Origin of the sequence: Paenibacillus tyrphae, assembly GCF_024158745.1 — a bacterium.
Lineage (GTDB): Bacteria > Bacillota > Bacilli > Paenibacillales > NBRC-103111 > Paenibacillus_G > Paenibacillus_G tyrfis_A.
In genome coordinates this window covers 1-13,082 of record NZ_JAMZAW010000020.1, presented here as the reverse complement: position 1 = coordinate 13,082, position 13,082 = coordinate 1, and the positions used below count along the sequence as shown (strand labels likewise).

General features: G+C 53.1%; 10 protein-coding genes. 7 read left to right on the top strand and 3 right to left on the bottom strand.

Translation table 11 applies throughout. The features are described from left to right. Window positions 1-398 precede the first annotated feature (398 nt). Window positions 399-1,478: a tyrosine recombinase XerS gene (gene xerS / locus NI000_RS26140; RefSeq protein WP_253414309.1), complete on the top strand. Its 1,080-nt coding sequence runs from the start codon at window positions 399-401 to the stop codon at window positions 1,476-1,478. Between the two features lie 41 nt (window positions 1,479-1,519). Here the strand turns inward: xerS and NI000_RS26135 are convergent, their stop codons facing one another. The 3 genes from NI000_RS26135 to NI000_RS26125 form a co-directional block, all read right to left on the bottom strand. Then, window positions 1,520-2,761, bottom strand: a complete 1,242-nt coding sequence (locus NI000_RS26135) for a PASTA domain-containing protein (protein ID WP_253414308.1) — start codon at window positions 2,759-2,761, stop codon at window positions 1,520-1,522. A 164-nt stretch (window positions 2,762-2,925) separates the two neighbouring features. Further along, a complete protein-coding gene (locus NI000_RS26130; protein ID WP_253414307.1) occupies window positions 2,926-4,452 on the bottom strand; it encodes an NAD(P)H-hydrate dehydratase in 1,527 nt (508 codons plus the stop codon). Between the two features lie 491 nt (window positions 4,453-4,943). Beyond that, window positions 4,944-6,473: a glycosyltransferase gene (locus NI000_RS26125; RefSeq protein WP_253414388.1), complete on the bottom strand. Its 1,530-nt coding sequence runs from the start codon at window positions 6,471-6,473 to the stop codon at window positions 4,944-4,946. Between the two features lie 216 nt (window positions 6,474-6,689). Between NI000_RS26125 and NI000_RS26120 the strand changes: the two genes are divergently transcribed. The 6 genes from NI000_RS26120 to NI000_RS26095 form a co-directional block, all read left to right on the top strand. Further along, the gene (locus NI000_RS26120) at window positions 6,690-7,556 is read left to right on the top strand and encodes a glycosyltransferase family 2 protein (protein ID WP_253414306.1); all 867 of its coding nucleotides are present in this window, start codon (window positions 6,690-6,692) and stop codon (window positions 7,554-7,556) included. 114 nt (window positions 7,557-7,670) lie between these two features. Further along, entirely contained in the window at window positions 7,671-8,813 is a 1,143-nt protein-coding gene (locus NI000_RS26115; protein ID WP_253414305.1) for a DegT/DnrJ/EryC1/StrS family aminotransferase, read from the top strand. Next, window positions 8,810-9,451 (top strand): acetyltransferase, encoded by a 642-nt coding sequence (locus tag NI000_RS26110; RefSeq protein ID WP_253414304.1) that lies wholly within the window; start codon window positions 8,810-8,812, stop codon window positions 9,449-9,451. The genes NI000_RS26115 and NI000_RS26110 overlap by 4 nt, the downstream gene beginning before the upstream one ends. Window positions 9,452-9,582: 131 nt before the next feature. Further along, window positions 9,583-10,209: a methyltransferase domain-containing protein gene (locus tag NI000_RS36810; protein WP_309247935.1), complete on the top strand. Its 627-nt coding sequence runs from the start codon at window positions 9,583-9,585 to the stop codon at window positions 10,207-10,209. A gap of 1,041 nt (window positions 10,210-11,250) precedes the next feature. Further along, window positions 11,251-12,624: a hypothetical protein gene (locus tag NI000_RS26100; protein WP_253414303.1), complete on the top strand. Its 1,374-nt coding sequence runs from the start codon at window positions 11,251-11,253 to the stop codon at window positions 12,622-12,624. A 66-nt stretch (window positions 12,625-12,690) separates the two neighbouring features. Continuing rightward, the coding region (locus tag NI000_RS26095; protein WP_253414302.1) for a hypothetical protein at window positions 12,691-13,082 on the top strand (392 nt) is incomplete at its 3' end.

Here is a 13,082-nt window from a genome sequence, read left to right as displayed (position 1 = left end):
TAACAATTGACAGACCAGTTAATGCTCTTCCATAATTAGATTTAAGGAACCGGACAGTTTCATGATATCGAACAAAAAAAGTTTACATAATTATTATTATGTAAACAATATACGCGGAAAGCGGTCATTTAACAAGAACAGAAATACAAGCGGAGGCGATATCCTCTGAAGAGCGATCACGTTCGCCTTGGTCTGCGGAAATTACCCGCTGGGGTCCCCACCAAGTAATCGAACTGAGCATCTCTGACTCAACTTTCAAATTTGCGGGGAGAACAGCGACTGGAAGCGGCCCCCTCCCTTGTGCACTTCTATTACATCATTGGCCGCTTACTCAGCAAGTCCGCTACATTACATAACATTTATTATGTAAACTATTTATTCGTATGGAGGCGGTTCGCATGAATATTATCAAAATCAAAGACCGAAGCGAGCTGGAGAAAAAATTGCCCTCCATGCCATGGTATGTGGAGAAATTCATCAATTACAAGCTGCCCGACCTCTCTCCTTCCTCGCTGCTCGAATATGTACGGGACTACGATACCTTTTTTTCATGGCTGCTTGCGGAAGGGCTATCGTCCGCGCCAACAGTAAAGGACGTGCCGCTCGTCGACTTGGAACGGCTGCATATGGACAGCATTGACAATTTCAAAATGTTCCTCGCCACGCGCAAAGAAAATTCGAACGGCAAGACGACAATCGCCCGCAAGCTGTCTTCGCTGCGTTCGCTATTCCATTATTTAAGCCAAATTGCCGAGGACGAGAACTTCTATCCGCTGTTAAAGCGCAACGTGATGGCCAAAGTCGAAATCAAGCGCACGCATAAGCCGAAGGATACCGCGGCCAAGCTGGAAGGGAAGCTGCTGCAGGAATCGGAAATTGCGGAATTTATCGAGTACGTACAAACCGGCTATCCGGTTGATGTCGCCAAAAACAAGCAGGCGCTCTACTCCTACGAGCTCAACAAGGTCCGCGACGTCTGCATCATCAGCCTGATCCTGAATTCGGGCCTCCGCGTATCCGAGGTTTTTAATCTCAATGTCGAAGACATCGACTTGAAGAAAAAGCTGACATATGTATACCGCAAAGGTAAAAACGACGATACGTTCAAGACGCCGGTTTATTTCCGGCAGGAAGCCGTGGACTGCTTGTCCGCGTATTTGGAGCAGCGCCAGCTGGCATACAAAGCGCCCAAACGGGAAAAAGCCCTCTTCCTTGCCGTCGCCAACGGCAAAAAAGAAGGCGAGCGCATGACCAAGCGCGCCATACAGGAGATGGTGATCAAATACGCCAAACGGTTCGGCAAGCCTTACTTGTCCGTGCATAAGCTGCGCCACTCGTTCGCGACCGACTATTACCTGCGCAACGACTTGTACAAAACGCAGGAGCAATTGGGGCACGCGTCGCCGGAAACAACACAGATCTATGCCCACCTGACCGATAAAACGATGGCCGAAGCGATCGACAAGCCTTCGGAATAACGCCTGTAAGCCGGTCCCCGTATCGCTCGGGGCCGGCTTGTTTATTGCTGCTTTCCTTTGCTTACCCAATATTTGATCTCGGTGCCTTTGGGGACTTGAGTATGGGCGGCCGGCTCCTGCTTGAACACCGTGCCTTCCTCGCGTTCGTTGGCCACGATGTCAAATTTGAAATGCAGTCCGGCCGCGATGGCCTGCTTGCCGGCCGTATCGTTCTGTAGTCCGATCAAATTAGGCACGATCACGATTTCGTCTTCCGCTTTTTTCTGATTTGGGTCATTTGCAACTTCAGGCCCGGCTGGTATGTCGTACGTCTGATGCGACGGCTGCAAGGGAGCGTGATGCTCGGTTTGGGCCGGCGAGGCTCCTTTGCCCGAAGGCTCCTCTTGATCCTTCCCCAGCCATACGAAAGCTGCGGCCCCTCCCAAGCAGGCAATTGCCGTTCCGACCAGAAGCTTACGGCCTGCCCGTCCCAAGCTTCTCCGGGGCGGAGCCTCCTCCTCTTCAACCGGATCTTCCTCTTCGTACGCTCTCTCCGGTTCTGTCTTTTCCCGGACCTGTCTATCCGATACCGGCATGGACACCTCCTGCCTGATGGCCGTGTCCTGCCGCAAGCTCTGCAGCACGAGCATAAACGAAGCTAGCGTTTCCTGATCGTTCCACACCCGGCGCAGCGTGGAAATCAGCAGCTCCTGTTCTACGCGCGGAATCGCCGTAAGCGCCTCGCGAAGACTGTGCTCTATCGTATCGAACGAAACCGGGATCGATTCGGAATGGGTCAGGATCTGGTACAGCAGGCAGCCGAGACCTTGAGCGCCGCGTTGCGTGTGTGTCCCTTTTTCCCAATAATTAATGATCTTGAGCTGGCCGTCATCGTTGAGCCACAGGTTCGCCGCATGTACGGAACAGCCGGATATCCCTTCCTCAAGCGCATCCATCAGGCCTTTTCCAAGCTCAAGCACTTTGGAGACCGCTTCCTCCGGGGTAAAACGATGCCCCTTCAGCTCTTGGATAAACGGCTTGCCGTCGAACGTCTTCAGCACGGCAAAAATATAATTCGGCTCCATCCCAACATCGAGGATATGTAAAAAACGATTGTCGCTAAGCGGCGCAACCTCGCGCAGCTTGCGGATATACGCCTCTTTGGCGGCTTCGTCCGTGCTTTCCACGACGAAAAAAACGACGTCTCTTCGCAAAGGCAAATCTTTCCCACTGTATAGCATTCCGCTTAACATCGGAAGAATCGGCTCGGTTAGCACGTAACGTTGATTGATGGATTTCTCCATGGAAACCTCCTTCAAACGTCATAATTATAGTATTCGGCAGCCGAATGATTTTTGTGAGGCGTGTTATGACAAAAGAACATAAACGTGTCGAAATTTATAATAAACGTCATTAAATATTAATGACACATATAATCAATCGAATGAATTGTAAACGTTCATAATTGTCACAAATGGTCAATAATATCCCCGGCTGTCAGCGATGCGGGAAGCTCGCGGCTGGCGGCCGCCCGGTCTCCGGCGGCGCCATGAAGATATGACCCTAGCGCTGCCGCCTCGGAACCGCGCCAGCCTTGGGCCAACAAGCTAGCGATGATTCCCGCCAGCACATCCCCGGCTCCTCCGGTGGCCATTCCTGCATTGCCGGTTGGGTTGACATAAACGTTCCCTTCGGGATCGGCAATCACCGTCCGCGCCCCCTTCAGGACAAGCGTTACGCCGGTGCGCGCCGCATAACGGCGGGCCGTCTCAATGCGATCCCGCTGGACAGCCGGTACGGTGGAGCCGATCAAGCGCGCCATTTCCCCCGGGTGCGGCGTCAGCACAACCGGTGCGCCGCGCTTCGGCCAAGCTACGGCATCTCCCGCAGCGGCCAGTATATTAAGCGCATCCGCATCAAGTACGAGGGGACAATCGGTTCCCTCCCATAGCGTACGCAAGAAGGCCGTGTCCTGTGCCCATCGTCCGACGCCCGGACCGAAGAGCAGCGCGTCTTTTCCGACAGCGAGCTGTGCCAGAGCTTCCGCCCGGACGGCGCTCCAGTCTCCTCTCTGCTCATCCGCCAGCCCCGCAAGCATGGCCTCTGGCATCTGGCCGAACATCGGCTCGGCCAGCCGATCCGGCAGGGCCCACGTAACCAAGCCGCTTCCGCCGCGAAGCGCGGCTCTGGCGGACAGCAGTCCTGCCCCGCTCATGGATCGGCTGCCTGCGGCAACGAGCACGTGGCCGTAGGTGCCTTTATGCGAATCGGCCCGCCGCAGCCGGTAATCCTCAAACCGGAGCTGCCGTGACAGGAACGGCTCTTCGATCCGGAACGTGCAGACATTCGCTTCAGCAGCCGCCTTCTGAGGGATGCCGATATAACGCACCTTCACCTCGCCGGCAAGCTCTGCGCCCGGATACTGCTCCAAGCCGCACTTCGTAAAAGCCAGCGCAACGGTACGGGTCGCCCGGATGCAAGGATCGGAGACTTGCCCGGTATCCGCGTCCAAGCCACTCGGCAAGTCAACGGAGAGGATAGGCAGTCCGGAAAGATTCGCTGATCCGATCAAAGCGGCATACGCCTCTCTCGGCGCCCCGCGGCTGCCGGTCCCGAGCAGCGCATCAATGATGCCGCTATAGCCTCTCCAATCGATTGGCGACGAATCGTATACTTCGTAAGGTATTCCTAACCGGGACGCGATGTCCCGCTGAATCGCCGCTTCCCCACGGAACGATTCCGGGGATTCGGCATATATGATTTTAACGTCGTAACCCGCTTCGATCAAATGTCTGGCGGCTACAAGCCCATCCCCGCCGTTATTGCCCTTCCCTGCGAGAACGGCCAAAGCCCCACTGCGGCCGTCGAACAGCTCCATGCCTTCTTCCGCCACGGCCCGGCCTGCATTCTCCATCAGCACAAGCGCCGGGATGCCGACCGTTTGAATCGTATGCAGATCGATCCTTCTCATTTCTTCCGCCGTGACGACAAACATGGCCTCCGCCCTCCCGCGGTTTGGGTTTCCTGCTATTATACCATATTTGATCGGCAGCTTGCTTGCCACAATAAAGTATACATAATATTTATTATGTAAACTATAAACATTCCAGTTTGGACAAACTCATACTGATTTTTCTCCCTACTCACGGATCAATAAGTTTTGAATGAAACTGAATACAATGATCGAATAACGAGAGTGTCAAATAAAGTAGCAAAAACCGTTGTGCTGTACGGGACCTGCTGATGTACGGCTTGTCCACACGGGAATGCTCTGGCGTTGGAGCGAGCCGAGGGCTTGACAATAATAAAGCGGTGGTTGCTGCACCCACCGCTCCCGTTTTTTATAACGAAAAGCAAACGGCGACATCCTGATGTTCGTCCAAAAAGTGCGCATTAAAGACGGGCATCAGCACGGATATTTTGGTCATGATATCACCTCTTCTATTCTGCAAACTGCTCCTTCCCCGCTTTATGCTGCCCGGTCTTTTAAGGCATCACAACCACTTTCTCTTTACAGGATGCACAGTACTTCGCATACTGGATGCAAGTCTCCAATGAATCGTCCGGTTCCATCGGCCACCAGCGGATCGCCCCCGCAGGCGCTTGGGAAGCGAAAAACTCCACTTCCTTGGGGATACGGCCCACAACGATAACCTGGGTGTTCTTAAAGCCCGACCCCATACCCATTTGGAGGGTCTTCCTTAATTGAGTATGCTCCGTTTCCGGATGAGAGTATGGAATCGGGAACAATATCGAAACTCGGGTAGTGTCTTCATGAATGACGTGAGCCGTTTTGCGGGCGGGATCGTGTACGGAGGTCTCCCATATACGGCTGTACGGCAGACGCTCCGGCAGTTCCAGCTCGGTCAGCCTCGAATGAATTCTATCGTGGTAAACTCGTTCCAGTTCTCTAACCAAAATCTGGATCTGCTTATTTCTTAGAAAAGTGGTGTTGTTTCCCCTTTCGTTCCGATATTGGATATAGAGTAAATCGGGAACGGCCGCAAACTTGGTACAAAGAAACGTCCGAATCAGCATGTCGTAATCGTCGGCCACCAGCAACTCATCGCGATGGCCCCCGACCAGATGATAACAATCCCGGGACCATGCGCGAGGATGATTCGGCAACCCGACTAAATGACGGACCGTATTGCCGTTGATTGTCGTATGTCTGTGCGCATTTTGCCAGCGGTTCATTGCATGCAGCCAGACCCGATAAAATACACTGTATCCAAAACCGCAATCCCAGCCGTACCAATGCGCATGAAGGTTCTCTGCGTACACCTCGGTGCAATCCCCGTAAACCAAGCCGCATTCGGGATTTTGCTGAAATGCCCGAACAATCTTCTCCAGGCAATCGGGCATCAGCTCATCATCATGATCCACCTCGACTAAGATTTCCCCTGTACAAAGACCTGCGGCATACCTTTTGAGCGCTCCAATATAGCCATTGCGGGAATCCTGGCGATATCTGCGCACGCGAGGATCTTTCAAAGGAAGCAAGTCATTCTTGTAAGTTTCCTCGTTATCTCCGGAATCGTCCACAATGACCCATTCCCAGTTCGGGTAAGTCTGATTTAATAGCGATCGATAAGGACGTTGAATTCTTTCTTTTGACCTGTAGCTGGCCGTGAATACGGATATCAGAGGCGTATCGGAAGAAAAACGGTTAGGAGGAACGGCTTTGTTTTCAGGGAGAGGATCCGTCCCACTGAGCCAGCAATAGAACAATTTATACGATTCGAGTTCGTCAGGCGAATGGAAGTGCAGCCAACGTTTTTTTTCCTGAACAGGCAGCGATTTTAGAGTTGTAAAAGCATTCCATTCATCTCCTATGGAAACATAGACGCGTGGCTTCCGGGGGCCGGCATCGACTAATGGAGCATCAGGCCCATACATTTTCACGGTGATGTGGTTTTCTGCCAACCTCAAGATCGGTTCTTTCAATTTATTCTTCGAAATCTTGTCTGTCACAAACAGATGAACCGTCAATAAAGGAGTGAAGTCCGACGACAAGTTGATTCCCCTTTCCCAGATGTCGAACACAAGCTAGAGCCAAGTGCCGATCTATTCTCTTTTTACACATACGCAGTGTATTCCGCCGTTCTAATATTTGTCCGCCTAAAAGCCTTGTATGAACGCACATTTCGCTTAAGAACGCATACTCTGGGAGGTAACGATTCTATCGTCCATTGCGGGACAGAACTCTTTTTTTAGAAAGGTGGAGTTATCTTGGAGCATGCGTTGGTTAGTGTCGTCATTCCCGCTTATAACCGGCCCCATACGCTAAAAATCGCCATTGACAGCGTACTCGAACAAACCTACCCGAATATCGAAATCGTCATCTGTGACGACAGCTCTAATAACGAAGTGCAACAAATGCTGGAAGCCGCTTATCTGCCGTCTTATCCCCAAATCAAATATCACAAAAACGAGAAAAACCTTTTTCTTGAAAACTGGCACAAATGCTTCGATCTGGCCTCGGGGGAATATATCAATTACCTGATGGATGACGACGTATTTCATAAAGAGAAGATCGCCAAAATGCTCCGTTTTTTTCACGAATTCGAAAACATCACGCTGGTCACCTCCTACCGGCAAACCATCAATGAATCGGGGAGCTTTCTTGCGCCCATCGCCGCAACGGTCAGACTCTACGAAGAGACGAGAGTGATGGATGGAAAAATGCTGGGGAACATCGCGTTAACCCGCTGCTTAAATGTGATCGGCGAGCCGACGACCGTTTTATTTAAAAAGGCGGACCTTCCCGAACCGTTCGGAGTATACCGCGGGAAGCAATATTCGCTGATCAACGATATGGCTGCCTGGTTATCACTGTTGTCCAAAGGAAAAGCGGTTTATATTCCGGAAGCGCTCAGCTACTTTCGGTTACATGCTAACCAAAACAACAGCACGCTTGGCTTTAAAGCGTTCAGTGAATGGCTCGATATCACGATCGCCTCCAGAGAAGAGGGTTTTCTCGAAACGGAGGAGTTGTACAAAACCGCCCTTCTCGCTTACCGCAAACGCGTGCAGGGATACCCGCAATTTGCAGCGGACATTCAGCGGATCGATACGATCTTGAATACGATAGAATGAAGCACTGCGAAAATCGGAGAGCCAGTTATTCGCCGTTCCACCCATTCGTGGGGTTCATACTATAAGGTGTACACATGGATTGGAAAATGGATTCCAGTGAGAAGAGGTTGCCTCATGTATGAAATTCCGTTCTTGCGACCGAACTTAGTCAAAAAGGAGCGGTTGCTTTCTTATTTTGAAAACATAGAAGCAAGCCGGATTTACTCCAATTACGGACCCTTAAATCATCTGTTTGAAACGCGTGTGATTGCCCAAATGTTCGGTGGCATCGGCGCAGCCGTGACGGTGCATAACGCTACAATCGGGCTGATGCTGGCGATTTCGCAAAGCAAGCGGCCCCGGGGCAAATATGCGGTGATGCCCAGCTTTACTTTTGCAGCGACCCCTCTAGCCGCCGAGTGGTGCGGGCTTGAGCCATATTTTCTGGATATTGAACCGGACGATTGGCAAATGAACAGAGCGCAATTGGAGGAGACGGTCGAGCGGCTGGGCGAGCAGATCGCGGTCGTCGTTCCTTACGCCACTTTCGGTTCGGCTATCGATTTATCCATATACGATAAACTGCTGCAGGAAGGAATTCCGGTCGTCATCGATGCGGCTGCCAGCTTTGGAACGACTGTTGCGGAAGATGCTGCACAATTCGGCAAAGGCTTCGGTGGAGCCGTGGTGTTCAGCTTTCACGCGACCAAAACGTTTGGCGTCGGAGAAGGCGGGCTAGTGTATAGCGCGGACCAGAATCTCATTCAGCGAATCCGCCGGGCCGGAAACTTCGGTTTCTCCAGCTCAAGGGAATCTGTGATGTTAGGCTTAAACAGCAAAATATCCGAATATACGGCCGCTATCGCCTTGGCTACTCTCGAAGGGTTCCAGGCAGTACAGGAGCGAAGAAAAACGATCATTGACTATTATCGCCGTAAACTGCAGCAGAAGGATTTATTGCAGCGCGGATGGTTAGCCCAAAAGATGCAAGGCCAGGTGCCCCTGCAATTTTTCTCTCTGCTGAGCCCGGACTCTCTCGGCAACCGGGAAGTCATCCGGCGGTTAGCCTCCCATTCGATTGAAGCCCGAACTTACTTCTCCCCGGCATGCCATCAGCAGAAGCAGTTTCAAAGCTGCCCCCACTCCGATCTTCGGGTGACGGAACGGATTGCAGAACATATTGTCAGTCTGCCGCTCTGGGAGGAAATGAATGAGGCCACCGTTGGGCGAATTGCGAACGTGCTTGGAAGCATTACCGAGGAGAATGGTGCCATATGAGAAAGATCGTCATCTGGGGATCGGGCGGACACGCCCGCGAGGTCAACTGGCTTTGCGACGAGCTGGGTGTGCAGGTGCTGGGGTTTCTGGACGAACGGCCAGAAATGAAGGGCCAACTGGTGAATGGAGTTTCCGTATTGGGAACGCTTGACGATATCGAAGCGATGCGGCATGAGGTCGAGATCTTATGTGCCGGGGTCGGGGACCCGGCGTTAAAGAAGCGGTTCGCTTACGATACCATCCGGTCGGGATTCCTCATCGCAGACCCGCTGGTCCATCCGCGTGTCCGTTTGTCGACGAGAAATATCGTCGGGCAAGGCAGCATGATTTGCGAAGGGGCCATCCTTACCGATAATATCCAGATCGGATGCCATGTGATCATCAATCGAAGCGCCAACATCAGTCATGATACGGTCATTGACGATTATGTCACCATCGCCCCGGGTGTGAATCTGGCGGGCAACGTGGCCGTAGGCGAAGGAGCCTACATCGGCATCGGCTCCTCGGTTCGGGAGAAATGCCGCATCGGCTGCTGGTCTATGATTGGCGGCGGAGCCTTTGTCAAAGGCGATATCCCCGACTTTACTATGGCTGCGGGGGTGCCGGCCGTCATCAAAAAACGGCTTGATAAGAAATAGGAAGGGAGAAAAATCATTTGGTTGACCATCTCAAACACCAAGGTCCTTACTATTGTCCTTATTGCAATAATACGATTGTACGCTTTCGCCCGTGGCCGGATATTTACGATTTTCCCAAGTGCCAGTATGAAATGTGGAACAAGCAGACCGCCATGTGTCCCGTGTGCTCCTCTTTCGACAGGGAAAGATTGTATAAATTCTATATTGAACGGGAAACGGATCTGCTCGTGAGGCCGCAAAAATTACTGCACATTGCACCCGAGAAAAATTTAAGAAAATGGTTAAAAAGGCATCCGAACATTTCCTATATATGCGGCGATTTAATGCCTCAGGATGCGGAAATGGAGCGGGTAGATTTAACGGCCATGCCTTACGCTGACGGAACATTCGATGCCGTTATTTGTAGCCATGTATTAGAACATATCACCGAAGATCACAAAGCGATGGCAGAAATCTACCGCGTATTGAAACCGGACGGCTGGAGCATTCTGCAAGTGCCGATCGCTTCAAACTTCGAGGAAATTCTGGAAGACCCGGCGGTGACCTCGCCTCAAGCAAGAAAAGAACACTTCGGCCAAGACGATCATGTACGCATTTATAATCGCAAAGGATTCGTTGAACGATTGGAAGCGGCCGGGTTTCATGTCGTTTTATTTAATTTGGCGGAAAAATACGGTGTGGAGGAAGTAAACCTGTACGGTTTGTCCGAGAAAGATACGCTGTATATCGGGACCAAGCAGACTGTTCCCGAACAATGAATCGACTGTCCCCCAATTACGATTAGAAGAGCCGGCTGCCGCTTGGCAGACGGCTTTTTTGCGGTGAACGGGCGAAGTCGTGATCAACACGAAACTTGGCGAAAGCATCGATCGAATGCCTTGCCGCTTACTTCCAGGAAGCCAAGGGATTGCGGCAATAGCCCCTTCCCGTAGCCGACATCGAAGCCTCAGAGCCTGCTTCACCTCTTCCCTCAGACCATCTGCGAAGCTTGCGAAATCAACTCCGCCGAAACGACCATGTCCCCGTCGAGGAACAGCACGATCTCCTCCCCGGGCTTCTTTGGCGCAGATGTTTCGCCCGACATCGCGACCGAGCGCTTCCCCGAGGCTGATCCCTTCGCGCCGAAAAACATACGGTGATTACCGGGCCGTCGGCGACGAATCCCTGAGAACGCGGTAAGTTTCGTGCAGCACTCACGCCAGCGTATTTTTCTTGTTAAAAATAGGTTATGCGGCAAAAGAGGCTTTTACGGCTATTTCAAAATATACGATTTCACCTCTGCAAGAGCCGAGGCTCGCTGCGAATTATCACATACTATATTAAAGGCTTCGCGATCTTAAGTTTTTTTGAGAGTGGAGCTACATTAGTATATGGAGGTGATATCCAGTTGGCCGAATCCGCATTTAGAGCTCGAGCATTGGCGAACCAAATTATTACAATATCCGGACCTTTTAACGTAGCCTTTCCAACCGTTGAGTATGATTTGAACGGTGAGTATAACCCAGCGACTTCAACCTTCGTCTCCAGCCAGGGCGGCGTGTATACTATTAGCGTCAGCCTTCTGCTCTTGCCGGACCCTTCCGTGGAATACGTTGCACTCGCATTGGCAGGACCTAACCAATCCGGAATGATATTCATCCGAGATACGGATCATCCGGACCTGCCTTTCACAGTAAACTTCACCGCTCAAATGAATTTCGCTCCGGGTGACAGCTTGGGGGTATTTCTTCAACCCAACGCCGGAACGGTTACTGTGATAGCCGAGTCCAACTTTACTCATTTGGAGGCTGCACGGACAGATGGAGCAGTTGGGCCAACAGGACCTCAAGGGCCTCAAGGACCTCAGGGAGGAGGACCTCAAGGACCTCAAGGACCTCGTGGTACGCAGGGAACTCAAGGACCTCAGGGACCTCAAGGGCCTCAAGGACAGCGCGGGCTTCAAGGTGTTCAAGGACCTCAAGGCACTCAAGGACCTCGCGGCACTCAAGGTGCTCAAGGACCTCAAGGGCCTCAAGGACAGCGCGGACCTCAAGGCTTCCAAGGACCTCAAGGCACTCAAGGACCTCGCGGCGCTCAAGGTGCTCAAGGACCTCAAGGGCCTCAAGGACCTCGTGGCGTTCAAGGCTTCCAAGGACCTCAAGGCACTCAAGGGCCTCAAGGTGCTCAAGGTGCTCAAGGACCTCGCGGCGTTCAAGGCTTCCAAGGGCCTCAAGGACCTCAAGGTGCTCAAGGCGCTCAAGGACCTCGCGGCGTTCAAGGCTTCCAAGGGCCTCAAGGCGTTCAAGGACCTCAAGGCGTTCAAGGGCCTCAAGGACCTCAAGGCGTTCAAGGATCTCAGGGCGAACAAGGATCTCAAGGGCCTCAGGGTATCCAAGGACCTCAAGGCGATCAAGGACCTCAAGGGCCTCAGGGCATCCAAGGACCTCAGGGTGACCAAGGACCTCAAGGCGACCAAGGACCTCAAGGACCTCAGGGCGAACAAGGACCTCAAGGACCTCAAGGCGATCAAGGACCTCAAGGAGACCAAGGACCTCAAGGAGACCAAGGACCTCAAGGACCTCAGGGCGAACAAGGACCTCAAGGACCTCAAGGCGATCAAGGGCCTCAAGGACCTCAAGGCGATCAAGGGCCTCAAGGACCTCAAGGACCTCAAGGAGACCAAGGACCTCAAGGTGACCAAGGACCTCAGGGTGACCAAGGACCTCAAGGTGATACCGGTGCTCAAGGACCTCAAGGCGACCAAGGGCCGCAAGGGGCTACTGGCGATCAAGGACCTCAGGGCGAACAAGGACCTCAAGGTGCTACTGGCGATCAAGGACCTCAAGGCGATCAAGGACCGCAAGGGGCTACCGGCGATCAAGGGCCTCAGGGTGACCAAGGGCCGCAAGGGGCTACTGGTGCTCAAGGACCTCAAGGCGATCAAGGACCGCAAGGGGCTACTGGCGCTCAAGGACCTCAGGGTGATCAAGGACCTCAAGGGGCTACTGGCGCTCAAGGACCTCAAGGCGACCAAGGGCCGCAAGGTGCTACTGGTGATCAAGGACCGCAAGGGGCTACCGGTGCTCAAGGACCTCAGGGTGATCAAGGACCGCAAGGGGCTACTGGTGATCAAGGACCGCAAGGGGCTACCGGTGCTCAAGGACCTCAAGGCGACCAAGGACCGCAAGGTGTAACTGGCGCTCAAGGACCTCAGGGCGATCAAGGACCGCAAGGTGCTACTGGCGCTCAAGGACCTCAGGGTGATCAAGGACCGCAAGGTGCTACCGGTGCTCAAGGGCCTCAGGGTGATCAAGGACCGCAAGGTGTTACCGGTGCTCAAGGACCTCAAGGCGATCAAGGGCCGCAAGGGGCTACTGGCGCTCAAGGACCTCAAGGCGACCAAGGACCGCAAGGGGCTACTGGCGCTCAAGGACCTCAAGGAGACCAAGGACCGCAAGGGGCTACTGGCGCTCAAGGACCTCAAGGCGATCAAGGGCCGCAAGGTGCTACGGGTGCTCAAGGACCTCAAGGCGACCAAGGACCGCAAGGTGCTACTGGCGCTCAAGGACCTCAGGGTGATCAAGGACCGCAAGGTGCTACGGGTGCTCAAGGACCTCAGGGTGATCAAGGACCGCAAGGTGCTACCGGTGCT

What these genes read in the sequence shown, in the direction of transcription:
- xerS (WP_253414309.1), top strand. Translation starts at nt 399, where the DNA reads ATGAATATTATCAAAATCAAAGACCGAAGCGAGCTGGAGAAAAAATTG.
- NI000_RS26135 (WP_253414308.1), bottom strand. Translation starts at nt 2,761, where the DNA reads ATGGAGAAATCCATCAATCAACGTTACGTGCTAACCGAGCCGATTCTT.
- NI000_RS26130 (WP_253414307.1), bottom strand. Translation starts at nt 4,452, where the DNA reads ATGTTTGTCGTCACGGCGGAAGAAATGAGAAGGATCGATCTGCATACG.
- NI000_RS26115 (WP_253414305.1), top strand. Translation starts at nt 7,671, where the DNA reads ATGTATGAAATTCCGTTCTTGCGACCGAACTTAGTCAAAAAGGAGCGG.
- NI000_RS26110 (WP_253414304.1), top strand. Translation starts at nt 8,810, where the DNA reads ATGAGAAAGATCGTCATCTGGGGATCGGGCGGACACGCCCGCGAGGTC.
- NI000_RS36810 (WP_309247935.1), top strand. Translation starts at nt 9,583, where the DNA reads ATGTGGAACAAGCAGACCGCCATGTGTCCCGTGTGCTCCTCTTTCGAC.
- NI000_RS26100 (WP_253414303.1), top strand. Translation starts at nt 11,251, where the DNA reads ATGGAGCAGTTGGGCCAACAGGACCTCAAGGGCCTCAAGGACCTCAGG.